This is a genomic window from Candidatus Nanopelagicales bacterium, from assembly GCA_030700225.1.
Lineage (GTDB): Bacteria > Actinomycetota > Actinomycetes > S36-B12.
In genome coordinates, this window is sequence record JAUYJT010000008.1 from 1 (window position 1) to 16,481 (window position 16,481).

Consider the following 16,481-nt stretch of genomic DNA (forward strand, 5'->3'; position numbering starts at 1 on the left):
CGACACCGGCGACACCCCGATCACCAAACCGTCAGCCTGACCATCAAGGCCCCGCCCCGAACCCCGGGACGGGGCCTACGTCATACGCCTCAACCGCACCCACGATGACGCCGACATCCTCATCCAGCGTGGCGGCTAACATGCTGGCCATCGATGAGCCGCGGTCGGCGTGCAGGGTGAGTTGGCGGGGGTCAACGTCCTGCATGGCGACTGTGTCCGCGATCAGCACTTCGGCCAGGGCCGCTCGCTCATGCGGGGCTAACATCCAGCCCACCACGTACCGGGAGTAAATATCCAAGATCACGTACAGGTAGTAGTACGTCCACTTGGCCGGTCCGTGCAACTTCGTGATGTCCCAACTCCATACGTGGTTGGGGGCGACGGCGATCAGTTCCGGTTTGACCAAGGCCGGGTGGGTCGCCTGCGCCCGGCGCTCACCGGTCTGTCCCGCTGCGCGCAGCAACCGGTACATGGTCGGCACCGATGCCAGGTACACGCCCTCGTCCAGCAAAGTGGCATAGACCGTGGCGGGGGCCTGGTCCGCGAACCGCTCGCTATTGAGCACCCGCAGCACCTCGGCGTTCTCCACCGAGCTCAACGCCCGCGGCTGGGCCTTGCGCTGGCGGGGACCCACCGGTGGTGGTGGTGGGTTCTTGGCCCGGTAGTGCGAGGCCCGGGACCGCCCGACCGAGGCGCACGCGGCGCCCCGGTCGCATCCGCCATCATGAACCAACTCCTCAACTGCGGTGTCCATCAGATCGTCGGCCGCTCGTCGGTGTCCGCACTCTTGGCAAGCTCCTCCAAGAGTGCATTGATATGCAGGTGATCTGAGCCCGGTGGTGGGAGGCTGGCTGAAGGTCGCCGAACGTCGCCGAAGGTCGATTCTCAAGGAGGCCCGGCATGTCAGTTCCTGTTTCGATTCCCACGAGTTCGGCTGGCGGCGGCATCCCCAAGTCCGGGGATCCGTTGGTTGATGAGTACTTGGCGTTTGTTGCCGCCCGGGCCAGACCAAACACGCTGCTGGCCCAAGTTTTTGACCTGCGGGTCTTCTTCGCGGCGGTGGATGTTGGTGTGTGCGATGTGAGCACCGCTGATGTTCTGGCGTTCATCACATCCCAACGCGCCCCGCGACGAGGCGGCAACGTTGTGCGCTTCAGCGACGGTGAAGCCGGCTTGGCCGCCTCGACAATCAAACGCAGATTGGCATCGGTATCGGGGCTGTACTCCTATCTCGCGGCGCGGGGTCTGGTCGGGGCGAACCCAGTACCCCGCAGTCTGGCGACCCGGCGTGCCGGTGGTCGTGGGGTTCCGTTGATCAGATCCGCCCGCCGCCTACCTCGGGTTCTGTCTCCAGTGGAGGTCAATGATCTGGTCGCTGCGTTGCGCACCGACCGGGACCGGGCAATGGTGGCTGCGATGGTGTTGGGAGGGCTGCGTCGCTGCGAGGTGCTCGGGCTGTCGTTGGCGGACATCAGCCCAGGTGATAAGCGTGTCTGGATCACCCACGGCAAGGGCGGGCATGAGCGGATCGTGCCGCTGGCAGGTTCCTTCTTCGTGGTGCTGGGTGCCTATCTGGATGCTGAACGACCCGCCGATTCACCGACGGATCGGGTGTTCGTGGTCCTCAAAGGACCCCACCGCGGGCACCCCCTGTCGGCGGCCGGAGTCGATGAGATTCTTTCCGGCGCCCGCGGTCGTGCCGGGCTGGTCCACGCGACCTGCCACGAGCTGCGTCACACCTGCTTCACAAGGTTGCGCGAGGCTGGCATGGCGTTGGAAGCCATTCAGGCCCAGGCCGGGCATGCCAGCATCGAAACAACCCGGATCTACCTGCACCTGTCCAACGATTGGCTGCACGGGCAGTACTCCAAGGCGATGGACGTCATCGACGGTGTCGGTTTCGACCCGCAGGCACAGCCATGAACACACCGGTGATCAGCAACCTGATCACGTCCGAGTCAGAGGGCTTGGACCGGATCGCACGAGGCTACGTCCGCGCCGCGACCACCGCGTCTGCGGGCAAGTGCCGGGCTCGCGCTGCCATGCGGTTCAATGCCCGTTTCGGATCGTTGGCCCACTGGCTGGAAGTCCCGATCGGCCAGCGGATGGCGGTTGCGGTGGAGGATCGAGCCTACGCAGCCCACGCGGCAGTGATGGCTCACCAGGTCGTTGATGCCCAATTCGTCGTCATCTCCAAGGGCCAGTGGGGCCGCCACATCACCTGCCGTGAACCACTGGCGGCAGCGCAGTTCACCAGCGAGGCCGCCAGTCTGGGGTTCACCGAGGGTCAAATCAGGCACATGTGGTCCCGGTTGGCCCAGATTTGTGTTGTGACTGGCCGCAGTCCGGACACCCTCTCAGCGCAGGAGTACGTGTCCGGTCGCCAGGCACTGTTCCAGGCAGCCACGGCCGAGCGCCGCGCCACCAACGCGCTGACCACCCCGCTGTTCGGTTTGGACGCGGTGATGTTCCACCGAGGCCAGTGCCCGGCACCCACCGGGCGCCGCTCGTCCAACCCCGGTCACGAGATCGACTGGGACACCGTCGCAGCACAGGCCCCCCAGCTCGCCGCAACCATGCGCCGCTACCTGGGGCAGATCGCGATCAGCCTGCGACCCGGATCGGTGGCACTGATCGACACCGCGTTGCGGCAACTGGCCGGACTGCTCATCGCCGGGCACCCCGACGTGACCTGCGTGGCCAACATCAGCCGCCAGCACATCGAGGCCTACCGAACCTGGCTAGTCGCCCGACCCGGATACCGCCGCCAGCCCCACCTATCAAAGACGACCATCGGGATGCGGATGGGACACCTGCGGGGCTTCTTCGAGCGGATCATCGAATGGGGATACGACGACATTCCGCACCGGATCCCGGTCTACTCCTGCGACCGCCCCATCAAAGACACCCCCCTGCCAAGGTTTCTGGACGACCCGACTGCGGCGAAGTTCATGGCCGCAGCCCGGGCGCTGCCAGACCCCTTCGACCGCCTCGCCATCGAACTGCTGGCCCGCACCGGGATGCGCAAAGGTGAGCTGCTCGCCCTGACGATCGACGCGGTCGTGCAAATCGGGTCCGACTACTGGCTGCGCACCCCCGTGGGCAAACTGCACAACGACCGGTACATTCCCTTGCACCCCGTCCTCAAGGACATGATCGATGTCTGGCTTGCCGACCGCCCAGACTGGCAGACCAGCAACCTGCTGCTCACCTTCCGGGGCCGACCCATCCCACAAACACGCGTCGACGGGGCAGTCCGACGCGCGGCAGCAGCCGCCGGAATCGGCCACGTCCATCCCCACCAACTGCGCCACACCCTGGCCACCCAAGCAATCAACCGCGGCATGAGCCTGGAGGCGATCGCCGCGCTTCTGGGCCACAAGACAATGACGATGACGATGCTCTACGCCCGCATCGGCGACCGCACCGTCGCCGAGGAATACTTCAACGTCACCGCCAAGGTCGAAGCGCTCTACCACGACCCCAGCAAGGTCATCCTGCCCGCCGAGGCCGAGGGCTCGGCAATGGCACACCTACGCACCGAAACCCACCGCCTGCTCGGCAACGGCTACTGCACCAGACCCGCGATACTGGACTGCCAATTCGAGACGATCTGCGAGAGCTGCACGTTCTTCCTCACCAGCACCAAGTTCCTGCCCGTACTGCAAAACCAACGCGACGACGCGGCCTGCAAAGGCCAAGTCGCCAGACAACACATCTTCGACGCAATCCTTCACCAACTCGACACCACTGGCACTTGACAAGACCGATCACCTGTATAAGCGGAGAGTTTTGCCTGAACGTCGTTGATCCTCCGGCTCGTTGCCAGCTCGGCGGCCAACCGCTCGTTCTCCCGCGCCATCCGAGCCAACTCTTTGGCGGCGGCGTCTGGCTTCGGGCCCGGGCGATGCCCGGCGAACGCCTCATCGACGGCCTTCGCCGCTTGATGCTGCCACTTGTGGATCAACGTGGAATACAGACTCTCCCGCCGCAGCAACGCCCCCCGCTCACCGCGCGGTGTCGCTTCATACTCGGCCAAGACCTTCTTCTTGTAAGCCGCGGTGAACGAGCGCGGCTTCGCTCTCGGAGCGACCTGCGGATCGGGCATATCAACCATCCGGCCAGCATCCACGACACCAACCGAACCGTTCCAATTCTCGGACATCATCAACCTCATTCATGCCCTCCAAACGAAACGGATTACCTACCTACCCCTGTCTCACTTGAGGTTGACACGGAGGGGCAGTGCTGCGGCCGAACCGGCCCCGATCAGGTGCGTCCTGGTAAGGGGAGTGATCATGGGAAGTGGCCGGAGTCGCCGTGGGTTGGCGCTGTTGATTGGGATTGTGCTGGTAGGTGTTGTCGGGGCGTGTTCTTCTCCGGCGCCGGAATCACCTTCCCCGGAGCTATTCCCCCAGCAACCGGGGGTACCCCCACCATCTGAGGTTTGGCCGACTCCTGACGTGTGGCCGAAGATTAACTACATGGAGGACCTCGCCCTTGCCCCCCCGGTGAAGCTGTCGACGAAGTGCGGAATCCAGTTCCTCCAGTTCGAGGGGTACACGTGGGAGACGTCTCCGTTCGGTGGGGGTCCCCCCACGAAGTGGGGGAATGGTGGGCCGCCTCCGGGTTGGCCGAGCCCCTACGCCATGGGCGGAGTCAGGTTCCTGAAAGGGAAAGCCCTTTATTCGTTCGTGAATGATCCGAAGCCGGGGGACGTACTGCGATTCAAGTCGATCTACAAGCCGCGCGAGTTGCGGTTCCACTTCACGACTAAGACTCCGCCTCCCTGCCCCTGATGCCTGGGCGCCCGGTCGGCGGCCAGTGCCGGGAACTTCCGACGCGGCTCTGGCGTCAGAAACCAGGACGCGTGCTGCACCGCGGCCGAGTCGGCCCCGATCAGCGGCGTGCTGGTAAGGAGAGTGATCATGGGAAGTGGCCGGAGTCGCCGCAGGCTCGCGATGGTGGTAGCGATCGTGCTGGCAGGTGTTGTCGCGGGGTGTTCTTCGCCCGCGCCGGAATCGCCTTCCCCGGAGCCTTTCCCTGAGCCTTTCCCATCTGAGGTTTGGCCGACTCCTGATGTGTGGCCGAAGGGTAGCTACCTCGACGACCTCCTCGACGCCAATCCGGTGAAGCTGTCGACGAAGTGCGGGATACAGTTCCTCGAGGCCGGGGGGTACACGTGGGAGACGTCGCCTTTTGGTGGGGGTCCCCCCACGAAGTGGGGGAATGGTGGGCCGCCTCCGGGATGGCCGAGCCCCTACGCCAAGGGATACGTCATGTTCCTGAAGAGGGGAGCCCTCTTTTCGCACGTGAATGATCCGAAGCAGGGGGACGTACTGCGATTCGAGTCGAAGTACAAGCCGCGCGCGCTGCGGTTCCACTTCACGACGAAGACTCCGCCGCCCTGCCCCTGACTCGCACCATCGACCCGCCTCGCCGGGCATCTACCACCAAAGCTCGGTGCGATGCCGGGCGATGTGCTGCGGAGTGAGCGTGGGTTGACGTTTGCGGACGAAGTCCCGGCGGGCCTGGTGGAACGGATGCCCAGGGTCGAAGAACTGCGTTGCGACCTCGGCGAGTTCCTCCTCGCGGTAGCGCTGCAGCGGCTTGTCGTCCTCGTGGATCGCGCGATCGCGGACCTTCTCGTCGAGGAGGTGATCGAGTCCCGGATCATTGGCGAGCGTTGTGGCCCGCCCTCGCACCCACTCCTGGAAGGTCCCGTTGACGCTGTCGGACATCTCGTCGACCAGCCCAATGTCTACCGCGCGTGGGATGCCGAGAGGCTGCATGCCCTGCGTCAGGACGTTTGTCAGGTCGGTGCCGACTTTGCGAGGCAGCAAGTATGTCCAGTACTCCGACCCGTACAGCTCGCCCATGGACCTGTAGTGCGGATTGAGGACCACACCCCGGCGGCACCAGACGTAGTCGGCGGCTAGCGCGAGTGGCACACCTCCGGCCCCGGCGTTGCCGTGCAGTGCTGCGACCACGAGCTTGTCAGTCATCTGGATTAGGGCGGCGACTACGTCGTCGATGGCCGAGATGTTGCGCCAGGCCTCCGCTCCCGGGTCCCTGGCGGCTTCGATCGTGGCCAGGTTGATGCCGGTGGACCAGAACTCATCGCCGCCCTGCAGTACCAGCACCTTGGTTGGTCGGCTCGCGGCCCCGCCCAGCGCCCCGAGCAGTCGCTGACATTGCGACGTTGTCATGGCGCCGTTGGCGAAGTCGAAGTTCAGATACCCCACCGCACCGGTCGCGTCCTCGGCGTACCAGATGTCGCGGAATGTGCGCTGGGTGCCCTCGCCATCGGGTCGGCGAGGCGCCAGGCGTGGCACGCACGTCGGCACGTCTCTCAGGGCCACCGCTGCCGGGAGCTTGAAGGAAGTTCTGCCCGGGCGTCGCACGTGGGACAGCCACACAGCTCCGTCCCCGGTCGCCCGACACACGGCACCATGGCGGCGGTCCAAGATTTGGCCCGGGGCTCCAAGCAGCATGTCCTCGGCCCAACCCCCGTAGACGAACAACTCCTCGTCGGCGACCTCGTCGACAACGCCGGGCGCTGACGTCGCTGAGTACAGAACTCGCAGCACGTCATCGGTGGACGTCGTCCAGTCGATCCGACGCTCAGTGACGCGCACACCGGGTCTTGGACCTCCGCGCACTTCGGGGTCGGAGTAGTCCAGCGGGACCGGTCGGTAGGTTCCGTTCTCGAAGCGCTTCACCGCGGTCAGCACCGCGCGAGTCGCGGCCTCGGTTACCTCGAGGCGATAGATGCTCGCCTTTGGGGCGAAGCGCATAGGCAGTTCCGCCGTCGCCCACACGTCTCCTCCGTCAAGCTCCCCGGCCGCCTGCAGAACGGTGACGCCCCAGGTCCGCTCGCCGTGCAAGATCGCCCAGTCCAGCGACGCTGGTCCGCGGTCCCCGACGATTCCCGGGTGGACTACCAGGCACACATGGCGCCGCCAAACCGAATCCGGGATGCGGCGAGTGAGCATGGGGCAGATGATGAGGTCAGGTCGCGCCAGTTCTGCGGCGCTCTCCATCGCACGCGCGGTGAGGCTCAGTTCGACAGTCACCCGATGGCCCAGCTCCTCCAGCTCCGTTTGGAGCCGCTGGCTGAGTCCGTTGTGCGCGGACGTGAGGAACAGGATGCGCATCAGCAGATCCGAGGCAGCTGCTCACCCATGAGCATGTCGACGATTCTGCGTGAGCCAAGCGTGGTTCGCATGAACACTCGCCCCGGATCCGGCTCGCGAACGTGTCCGATCAGGACCGCGTCGCAGGCCTCGGGACGGGCCCGCCATGCTGCCAGCACATCGTCGACAGCATCGGGGGAAACGATCGCGACGCAGCAGCCCTCGTTGGCCACGTGGAGCGGGTCAAGGCCGAGCATCTCGCAAGCCGCGCTCACCGCTGACGGAATCGGGATCGCGTCTTGGTCGATCTCGATTGACACGCTCGAACTAGCGGCGATCTCGCACAGCGAGGACGCCAGTCCGCCTCTGGTCGGGTCCCTCAGGACCCGGATACTGTCCGGTCCGGGGGCGACGCGGAAGGCGGCTTCGACGACTCGGTGCAGCGGCTGGGAGTCGGACGTGATGTCGGAGTCGAAGTCCAGGCCCTCCCGGACGCTCATGATCGTCATTCCGTGGCGGGCGATCGAACCCGACACGATCACGCAGTCACCCGGCCGTGCCCGATCCGCCGCGGGTGCGACCGCCGGAAGCACCGCACCGACGCCGGCGGTGTTGACGAAGAGCCGATCCGCCGCGCCTCTGCCGACGACCTTCGTGTCCCCGGTGACAACCTCGACGTCTGCCGCTTGCGCCGCATCGGCGACGGACTCGACGACGCGGCGCAGGTCGTCGATGTGCAGCCCTTCCTCGACGATGAACGCCAGAGACAGGGCCTTCGGGAGCGCGCCCATCATGGCCAGGTCGTTGATGGTGCCATGCACCGCCAACTTGCCGATGTCGCCGCCCGGGAAGAACAACGGACTGACGACGTAGGAGTCAGTTGTGAACGCCAGTCGGACACCGCCAAGCCGGATGATCGCGGCGTCGTTGAGCGTCCCACCAGGCGCGGCAGGAGCCAGCGCCGGGCCGATCACATCGCTCATGAGCCGCTGGGACAGCTGGCCGCCGGACCCGTGGCCGACCAGCACCGTGTCCTTGTCCGTTCGGGGAGCGGGGCAGGTAGCCGCGAGCGGGTCGGGCAGGGCGCTGTCCGTAGCGCGCGTGCCGGGACGTGGGACGGACGTCATGGTGACGGCACCGCCTCTCGTCGGGCTGCGAAGTAGGCAGCGCAGGTTCCCTCGGCGGACACCATCGGGGCGCCCAGCGGTGTCTCCGGATCGCACAACGTGCCATACGCGGCGCAATCGGTGGGCAGCTTCGCGCCCTGCAGGATGTCGCCGGCTATGCAGTCGGGGTGTTCCCGGGCTGTGATGTCACGCACGGCGAAGCGAGTCTCGGCGTCGAACCCCTGATACGCCGGGGAGATGTGCAGCCCTGAATCCGGAATCGTCCCGATTCCGCGCCAAGTCCTCTCGCCCACCTCGAACACCCGCTGGATTGTGTCCTGGGCGGGACGGTTGCCGTCGCGGCGGACTGAGCGTGCGTACTGGTTCTCGACCTCGAAGCGGCCTTCTTCAAGCTGGCGCACGACCATCAGGATCCCCTCGAGGATGTCGAGCGGCTCAAAGCCCGTGACAACGATCGGGACCTTGTACTTCGACGCGATGGGCTCGTATTCGCCCATGCCCATCACTGTGCAGACGTGCCCAGCGGCGAGGAACCCCTGCACCGTGCACGCGGGCGACTGCAGGACAGCCGCGAGGGCGGGTGGCACGAGCACGTGGCTGATGAGCATCGAGAAGTTGTCCAGGCCGAGCGCCTCGGCGTGCAGGATCGCCATGGCGTTTGCCGGCGCCGTCGTCTCGAATCCGACGCCGAAGAAGACGACCTGGTGCTGCGGGTTCGCCGCCGCGAGCTTGACCGCGTCCAGCGGGGAGTAGACGAACCTGACGTCGGCGCCCTGTGCCCGCAAGGAGAGCAGGTCCGTCTCGGAACCGGGCACGCGCAGCATGTCCCCGTAGCTAGTGAAGATCACGTCAGGGAGTCCGGCGATGGCCAATGCGCGGTCGATTTGCTCAAGCGGCGTGACACACACCGGGCAACCTGGTCCGTGGATGAGGCGGACCTTCTCGGGAAGCAGTTCGTCAATGCCCTGGCGGATGATCGTGTTGGTCTGCCCCCCGCACACCTCCATCAGGCTCCACTGGCGCGTGACTGTCTCGTGGATTTCCGCGACGAGGGCCTTGGCCAGTTTCGGGTCCCGGTACTCACTGATGAACTTCATCGGGGGGAGTCCTTCAACTCGCGGCCGTGCTCCGATTCCGCGGTCGCGGCGAGTTCCTGTTCGTACAGATCGCTCATCTCCTGGATGATGGCGAGGGTCTGCATCGCTTCAGCTTCGTCCACGCGGCTGATCGCGAATCCGACGTGGACTATCACGTATTCGCCGACCTCAGCTTCGGGAACGAACGCCAGGCACACCTGTCGCCGCACACCCCCGAAGTCAACGCTGGCGGTACGGAACTCCTCGGCCCCCTCGACTTCGAGAATCCGCCCTGGGATACCTAGACACATCGCCGCATCACCTTCCCTGGAGCCGAGCAGCCGCGATCGCTGCTTGGCCGTAGCTGATTCCGCCGTCGTTCACCGGGATCTCCTCGCCCATGTAGACCTCGAAGCCTTCGCCCTCCAGCGAAGCGGGCAGCCTAGCAGCGAGCCACTGGTTTTGCAGGACACCGCCTGAGAGGCACACCGTGTTCAAGCCGCGCTCCTTCCGAGCTTCCAAGCACAGGGCTGTCGTCACCGCGATAACAGTGTTGTGGAACCGGGCGGCCAGCGCCCCGATGTTGATCGAATCGGCCCTGCCGGTGATCAGCGCGGCGAGAGTCGGGCGGGGGTCATAGACCCAAAGCCCGTCGCAGCGGCGCAGTTCCCAGGGCAGTTCCCCGGACTCCCGTTGGTCGGCTGCCGTCTCCAGTTCGATCGCGGCCTGCGCCTCGAAGGCGGCGACGTCGCAAAGGCCGAGCAGACTCGAGGCGGCGTCGAACAACCGGCCCGCGCTTGAGGTCAGCGGAGCGTTCAGACCGCGGGCGACCTGGGTTCGGACTATCTCGACCTCGCGCGGGTCGAGCCCGTCGAGGAATGGGGAAGCTTGGTCGCGCACCTGGGCCGACAGCCCCGCCTCCCCGGCATTGGGCCCTTCCGCGCCGAAGAGGTAGCCCAGCGCCATCCGGTATGGCTTGCGCACCGCCGCGTCGCCGCCGGGCATGGGGGCCAGCCCGAAGCGGGCGAAGCGAGAGTAGTCGAGCAGATCCGCGATCAGGATCTCCCCGCCCCACAGCGTGGCGTCGTCCCCCAGGCCGATGCCGTCGAACGCGACTCCGATGACCTCGTCGCGTAGCCCGTGCTCGGCGGCGCATGCGGCGACATGCGCGTGGTGGTGCTGGATTCCGATGCGCTGCTCCTGGCTGAAGTTGGCCACCGCGTACTGGGTTGACAGGTAGCCGGGGTGCAGGTCGTGGGCGACGACGACGGGCTCCAGAGCCTGCAAACGCGCGAGGTGGTTCAGGTTCCACGTGAAGGCATCGTGCGTGGCAGCGTCCTCCAGATCACCGGTGTGTGGGCCGATCCAGGCGCGATCCCCTAGGGCGAGCGCGAACGTGTGCTTCAGATGAGCGCCCGTGGCCAGCAGGGGCTCCCGTGCGGGGAAGGGCAGGGCCATGGGTGTTGGCGCGTAGCCCCGGGCGCGGCGGATGATCGCGCGGCTGCCTCGCACCACACGTGTTACCGAGTCGTCGTAGCGCGCGCGGATCTGGCGGTTGTTCGTCAGGAAGCTGTCAGCGATCTGCCCCAGACGCAGCAGCGCATCAGAGTCGTCGATCGCGATCGGCTCGTCGGATAGGTTCCCGCTGGTCAGCACAACCGGCCGACCGAAGCCGCCCACGAGGAGATGGTGCATGGGTGTGTAGGGCAGGAACAGGCCGACTCGTGGGTTGCCCGCACAGACCGCGGCGGCGAGGTGTGACCCGGCCTTCGCCTCCATCAGCACGATCGGTCTGGCGGACGACGTGACCAGTTCAAGCTCAGGATCCGAGACGTGCGCGAGGTCCTCGGCAGCGGCCAGATCAGGCGTCATGACCGCGAGTGGCTTGGCCCAACGGTGCTTGCGTTCCCTCAGCCGCCGCACCGCATCCTCGTCTGTCGCGTCGCACGCGAGCTGATAGCCACCCAAGCCCTTCACTGCCACGATTCGCCCGGAGGCCAGGTCCGCGATGGCCGCAGCGAGGGCCGATTCGGCCGTGAACTGGATGTTGGCGTCGGCGCTGGGTCGGTAGGCGAGCTGAGGGCCGCAGTCTGGGCACGCGATCGGCTCGGCGTGGAACCGCCTATCGGTGGGATCCTCGTACTCCCTCCGGCACGCTTGGCACAGCGGAAACGCGCGCATCACCGTGTAGCGGCGGTCGTACGGAAGGTCGTCGATGATGGTCGCCCGCGGCCCGCAGTTCGTGCAGTTGATGAACGGGTACCTGTGGCGACGGTCGTCGGGGTCGAGCATCTCGGCGGCGCAGTTGTCGCAGACCGCGATGTCCGGCGGGAACCACCGCTGCCCGCCTGGGGTATCGCTGGCGCTTTCGAGGATGACGAAGCCAGAGTTCGCGGGGGCAGGGGTGGCGGGAAGATGGGCTACGCCGATGGTCTCCACCCTGGCAACGGGGGGCGCGTCGCTTCGGAGGCGGACCACGAACTCATCGAGCCTGGCTCGCGGACCGTCGACCTGAATCTCGACACGGCCATCCACATTGCGCACCCAGCCGTCAAGGCCGAGTTCTCCAGCCAGCAGGTAAACGAACGGCCGGAATCCCACGCCTTGAACGGTTCCCCGCACCTCGACCTGAAATCGAGTCGGCGTGGACGTATCCGTGCCAACGCCGTCTGTCATGCAACGACGGTAGTCGAAGCCGGGCGGCGAGTTGCCCCTGTCGGAAGATCCCGACGGTCGCTTGGCGCCCATAGCAGCCTCCGCTGTTCACGCATCGGTCCTCGCCCTGTTGCTCCCGGCCCTCCGACCAGTGTGGCCCCGTCTCGCCCAGGTCGCAGTCGGCCGACTCGCTCTGGGGCGCGGTGGGCCGTAGGTCAGGCAGGCGCGAATGCTCAGCTGTTCACCGCTCGCTCAGCCACTTCTTCGTCGCGCCTAGCGAGCTGCGCGAGGGCCTCGCCGATGATCTCGAACTGGCGTTCGACTGCGGCTCGCAACATGGCCTCGCATGTGTAGTCGGCGAACGTCTTGCCTGCGGTGAATTCCCTCAGTGCGGTCGCGGCCTGCTGGATATCGTAGAGACATTTCCTGACTTCAAGCTGCATAGAGGAGCGCCTTGGTCTGGTCTACCGACTGACGGAAGAAGGGGTTTCTGATGGCCGAGCCCACGACGAGATCCGCCGGGACACCGAAAAGTAGTTCCAGCGCTTCGAGCAGGCCGAAGTACGTGTCGGCGTAGGCGCCGACAGGCAATGGTTCGAACTCAACCAGGAAGTCGAGGTCGCTGTCACCCGGGCGGTAGCGGTCGGTGGTGGCCGAGCCGAACAACTCCAGTCGGCGAACGCGGTAGCGTCGGCACAGGGTCTCGATTTCGGACTTGCGACCCACCAGATCCGGATTCATCGCTTGCCCTCCCGCTCGACACCGTAGCTCAATCGGGCGACGTTAGCCCCGGTTGCGGCATCGAAAGTCGCGGCTGGCGTCCGTAGGTGTTGGTCCCGACGGAGAGCGTCGCCCCCGTGTATTGGCTAGCCTCGTTATGCGTGTGAGCGAGCGGCCTTGCCTGGCCTAGGAGTACCGGATGTCATCGTCGGATAGCGAGCCGGGGAAGCCAGTGACCCGGCACGATATTCACGTGAACCCGTCCCAGATGAGGTTTGACCATTGGGCTCGAATCCGAGGTTTGACTGAGCGGCTGGCTCTCCACGGTGGTAACGCGGACGAACTCATTCCGCTGATCCGGCACAGCCTCGATGTCCTCGAGCCCTGGGAGAGGTACTTTGCGTTCCCGGGGCCTGGAACCATCGAGATGGTCCGCTCCTCGCTGACCGCACCCGACGTTGACGTCCTGGCCGCTCACATGGACAGGCTGGAGACCCTCCTGATCGAGCTTGGGGACAGAGCGGCCATCCTGGACGATCCGTTCGACCTGTCCTTGGAAGTGGATGACCTCCTGGAGGAGGCTGTTGAGCGGCACTACTTCACAGTTCTGGTGACGGAGTCTTTGACGCACCGCCAGATGAAAGAAGTGCGTCGGGCGTTGCGTGAGGCCCGGAGCCGCGAGGATGAATTCGTATTCGAACTTCTGCCTCTCGCATCGATCGAAGACGCGCTGGCGGCGGTCGTGGCCAATCCGCAGGTGCAGGCCGTTTGGATCCGCGGTGATGTGCCGCTGCGTTCAGACAACCCGCTTGAGTTCTTCCGGCGTGAGGCTGATCTTCTGGCCAAGCTGGAGGAGACCAGTGGCCTCCGCATGCACGGCCCGCTGCTCGCGGCGGCCATCCGGCGGCTACGGCCTGAGCTTGACTTGTACTTGACAGTTGACGCCGAGGGTCAGCTGCCGGATCCGGAGGACCAGGCTCTGTTCAACAGGGTCTTCTATCGCCGGGAGCACCCTGCCGAGATCCACATGGCCACGATTGACGGCGTGAGGCGCCGATTCCGCACGCCGTTCTTCGACGCGCTGAAGGAGTACGCGAAGAGGCCGATCGGCAATTTCCACGCCCTTCCGATAGCGCGCGGCAACTCCGTGTTCAACTCCGAGTGGCTGCAGGACATGAGTGACTTCTACGGCGAGCAGATCTTCATGGCCGAGACTTCTTCAACGGTCGGTGGCCTGGACTCGCTGCTGTCGCCGACCGGTACCTTGCGCGAAGCTCAGGACGCCGCCGCCCGGGCGTTCGGAGCGAAGGCGACCTACTTCGCCACCAATGGCACATCGACATCGAACAAGATCGTCGTTCAGGCTGTGTGCCGACCGGGCGACATAGTTCTGATCGACCGGGATTGCCACAAGTCGCATCATTATGGGCTCGTCATGTCGGGAGCTCGTCCTGTTTACTTGGACGCTTACCCGCTTCCGGACTACGCGATGTACGGGGCTGTACCGATCCGCACGATCAAGGAGCAGCTGCTTTCCCTGAAACGGGCGGGACGGCTTGACGACGTGCGCATGCTCCTTCTTACCAACTGCACTTTCGACGGCATCGTCTACCATCCGATCCGCGTGATGGAGGAAGTGCTGGCGATCCATCCCGGAATGGTTTTCCTGTGGGATGAGGCCTGGTTCGCGTTCGCCCAGCTGCACCCCAGCTACCGCAGCCGCACCGCGATGTGCTCAGCGGCGCGTTTGCGGTGGGCTCTGGACTCGAGGGAGTACCGGGAGCGCTATCGGACTTGGAAGCAGGAATTCGACAAGCTGGACCCCGAAGACGACAGCACCTGGCTGGATCGGCCGCTCATGCCGGATCCAGACGTGGCGAAAGTCAGGGTCTACGCGACCCAGTCGACGCACAAGTCACTGTCGTCCCTGCGCCAAGGGTCCATGATCCACGAATGGGATGAGGAGTTCGCGTCGGACGTCTCCGATTCGTTTCACGAGGCGTACTTCACGCACACGACTACTTCCCCGAACTACCAGATCCTCGCCTCGCTCGACTTGGCCCGGCGACAGGTGGAGCTGGAGGGTTACGGCAGGAGCGCCGCGGCCATTCAGATGGCTGTAGTAGTGCGGGACCGCGTGCATGCCGACCCGCTGCTCAACAGGTACTTCCGGTTCCTCGGCCCTGGCGACATGATCCCGGAACAGTTTCGACCATCGGGAGTCGCGTCCTACAATCACCTGGCCGGCTTCGCAGGGCTCACGGAGGTCGAGCAGGCCTTTGAGTCCGATGAGTTCGTGCTTGATCCGACGCGCTTGACCCTATATGTGGGGGATACGGGATTGACGGGGGATGAATTCAAGGTCAGCGAACTGATGGACCGGTTCGGAATTCAGGTCAACAAGACCGCGACGAACACCGCGCTTTTCATGACGAACATCGGGACTACCTGGTCATCGATCGACTACCTCCTGCTCGCCCTCCGTGAGATCGCGCGCTGGCTTGACAGTCAGCGAAGGGAGAGCAGTCCTGCGGAGATCAAGCTCTGGGAAAGTAAAGTTCGGCATCTCCAGTCGGAGCTTCCACCCCTGCCGAACTTCAGCGAGTTCCATGCCGCCTTCCGGCCCAATCCTTCTACACCGGAAGGTGATATTCGCGCCGCGTTCTTCCTGGCCTATCGGGGCGAAAACCATGACTATGTGCCCCTGGAGGATGCGCTGGAGCAGATTCGCGGCGGGCGCCAGCTCGTGTCGTCGAAGTTCATCATTCCGTACCCGCCTGGGTTCCCGATCCTGGTCCCTGGGCAAGTGATCAGCGAGGAGATCCTCGTGTTCATCCAGGAGCTGGCGATCGATGAGATCCACGGCTATCGCGCCGACCTCGGGCTTCCGGTGTTCACCGACGAAGCACTAGCGCAGGCCGCCGCTTCCGCCAGCAACCGATCCGGCTGATGTTGTTCTGAAGCACCCGCCACGCGCTCGGCGGCCTCGGACTTCCGCCCGGCCCGCCCTCGCCCCGGTTACTCCAGTAGTGGCGGTGGGGGTTTGTCGGTGATGGTGATTCCGGCTGGCGTGCGCCATGTCCAGCCAGCCGCTGCCGCGTTGCCGTCTTGCCCTGTCTTGGGGTCCAGGTCTGGGTCGGGGTCCAGGCCCGTGTCTAGGTCCCAGCCGTGGTGGGTTTTTTGGTTGTGATGCCTCCGGCACAACGGCCCTAAGTTCTGCGCTGTGGTAGCTCCCTTGGGCCACGCGACGGCATGATCAAGATCGCAAGCCTGGGACTGGCGGCGGCAACCAGGATGGCGGCAATACGGTTCGCGTGCCCGAACCAACCGAGCCAACGCCGCACCCGGGGTGTATGTGCGAGAACCAGTGGAGATCACCGTGGACGACGCCGCGTCCCTGACCCAGGCCCTCCACGTACCATCGGCGGCCAGTTCACGAGCCACAGCGGCCGGGACCGGACCCAAACCAGTCACATCACCTGGGTCCTCGGCCAGCCCCAGTAGCGTGTCCAAACCGACGACGACGTTCACCTCAACACCAGTGGCGGCGGCGGCGCCGGCGGCGCCCGTGGGGTTGTTCAGGATTAGGTCGGTGAGGGTGTCGGCGCGGATTTGATCGATGCGACGCCCGGTGCCGTCATCGGACATGCCTTTGGCGATCGCGGTTAGGCGCCGCCAGATCCTGCCGCCGTCCTCCTCAGGCAGTAGGGCGAGTAGTTCACACATGCCGTCTTGTTCGTCTCGTAACTCCACGCGGCGGTCCTGAC

At 65.3% G+C, this 16,481-nt stretch carries 14 protein-coding genes and 1 pseudogene; 5 read left to right on the top strand and 10 right to left on the bottom strand.

The window, feature by feature from the left end:
- Window positions 1-106 precede the first annotated feature (106 nt).
- Window positions 107-754: pseudogene (locus Q8P38_01035) on the bottom strand (DDE-type integrase/transposase/recombinase).
- Between the two features lie 146 nt (window positions 755-900).
- Here Q8P38_01035 and Q8P38_01040 point away from each other — a divergent pair.
- Both Q8P38_01040 and Q8P38_01045 read left to right on the top strand, forming a co-directional pair.
- Entirely contained in the window at window positions 901-1,923 is a 1,023-nt protein-coding gene (locus Q8P38_01040) for a tyrosine-type recombinase/integrase (GenBank protein ID MDP4013199.1), read from the top strand.
- Window positions 1,920-3,761 carry a site-specific integrase gene (locus Q8P38_01045; GenBank protein ID MDP4013200.1) on the top strand — a complete coding sequence of 614 codons (1,842 nt, stop codon included), beginning with the start codon at window positions 1,920-1,922 and terminating at the stop codon, window positions 3,759-3,761. The genes Q8P38_01040 and Q8P38_01045 overlap by 4 nt, the downstream gene beginning before the upstream one ends.
- On the opposite strand, the gene Q8P38_01050 is transcribed toward Q8P38_01045, so the two are convergent.
- Window positions 3,734-4,177, bottom strand: a complete 444-nt coding sequence (locus Q8P38_01050; protein MDP4013201.1) for a hypothetical protein — start codon at window positions 4,175-4,177, stop codon at window positions 3,734-3,736. The two genes, Q8P38_01045 and Q8P38_01050, sit on opposite strands and share 28 nt — an antisense overlap.
- A 121-nt stretch (window positions 4,178-4,298) precedes the next feature.
- On the opposite strand from Q8P38_01050, the gene Q8P38_01055 reads away from it, so the two are divergent.
- Both Q8P38_01055 and Q8P38_01060 read left to right on the top strand, forming a co-directional pair.
- Complete coding sequence (locus Q8P38_01055; GenBank protein MDP4013202.1) at window positions 4,299-4,799, top strand: hypothetical protein; 501 nt, start codon at window positions 4,299-4,301, stop codon at window positions 4,797-4,799.
- A 129-nt stretch (window positions 4,800-4,928) separates the two neighbouring features.
- Window positions 4,929-5,417 carry a hypothetical protein gene (locus Q8P38_01060; GenBank protein MDP4013203.1) on the top strand — a complete coding sequence of 163 codons (489 nt, stop codon included), beginning with the start codon at window positions 4,929-4,931 and terminating at the stop codon, window positions 5,415-5,417.
- Window positions 5,418-5,447: 30 nt separating this feature from the next.
- Here Q8P38_01060 and Q8P38_01065 read toward each other — a convergent pair whose 3' ends face one another.
- From Q8P38_01065 to Q8P38_01095, 7 genes are all read right to left on the bottom strand, one after another.
- Window positions 5,448-7,157, bottom strand: a complete 1,710-nt coding sequence (locus Q8P38_01065; GenBank protein MDP4013204.1) for a hydrogenase maturation protein — start codon at window positions 7,155-7,157, stop codon at window positions 5,448-5,450.
- Window positions 7,157-8,263 carry a hydrogenase expression/formation protein HypE gene (gene hypE / locus Q8P38_01070; GenBank protein ID MDP4013205.1) on the bottom strand — a complete coding sequence of 369 codons (1,107 nt, stop codon included), beginning with the start codon at window positions 8,261-8,263 and terminating at the stop codon, window positions 7,157-7,159. The genes Q8P38_01065 and hypE overlap by 1 nt, the downstream gene beginning before the upstream one ends.
- Window positions 8,260-9,360 (bottom strand): hydrogenase formation protein HypD, encoded by a 1,101-nt coding sequence (gene hypD, locus Q8P38_01075; protein MDP4013206.1) that lies wholly within the window; start codon window positions 9,358-9,360, stop codon window positions 8,260-8,262. The genes hypE and hypD overlap by 4 nt, the downstream gene beginning before the upstream one ends.
- Window positions 9,357-9,650: a HypC/HybG/HupF family hydrogenase formation chaperone gene (locus Q8P38_01080; protein ID MDP4013207.1), complete on the bottom strand. Its 294-nt coding sequence runs from the start codon at window positions 9,648-9,650 to the stop codon at window positions 9,357-9,359. The genes hypD and Q8P38_01080 overlap by 4 nt, the downstream gene beginning before the upstream one ends.
- Before the next feature lie 7 nt (window positions 9,651-9,657).
- Complete coding sequence (gene hypF / locus Q8P38_01085) at window positions 9,658-12,015, bottom strand: carbamoyltransferase HypF (protein ID MDP4013208.1); 2,358 nt, start codon at window positions 12,013-12,015, stop codon at window positions 9,658-9,660.
- Window positions 12,016-12,227: 212 nt separating this feature from the next.
- Window positions 12,228-12,437, bottom strand: a complete 210-nt coding sequence (locus Q8P38_01090; GenBank protein MDP4013209.1) for a DUF86 domain-containing protein — start codon at window positions 12,435-12,437, stop codon at window positions 12,228-12,230.
- On the bottom strand, window positions 12,427-12,735 hold the full coding sequence (locus tag Q8P38_01095) for a nucleotidyltransferase domain-containing protein (protein MDP4013210.1): 309 nt from the start codon (window positions 12,733-12,735) through the stop codon (window positions 12,427-12,429). Before Q8P38_01095 ends, Q8P38_01090 begins: the two co-directional genes overlap by 11 nt.
- 178 nt (window positions 12,736-12,913) lie before the next feature.
- Between Q8P38_01095 and Q8P38_01100 the strand changes: the two genes are divergently transcribed.
- A complete protein-coding gene (locus Q8P38_01100) occupies window positions 12,914-15,664 on the top strand; it encodes a hypothetical protein (protein ID MDP4013211.1) in 2,751 nt (916 codons plus the stop codon).
- Window positions 15,665-15,732: 68 nt separating this feature from the next.
- Here the strand turns inward: Q8P38_01100 and Q8P38_01105 are convergent.
- The coding region (locus tag Q8P38_01105; GenBank protein ID MDP4013212.1) for a DUF222 domain-containing protein at window positions 15,733-16,481 on the bottom strand (749 nt) is incomplete at its 5' end.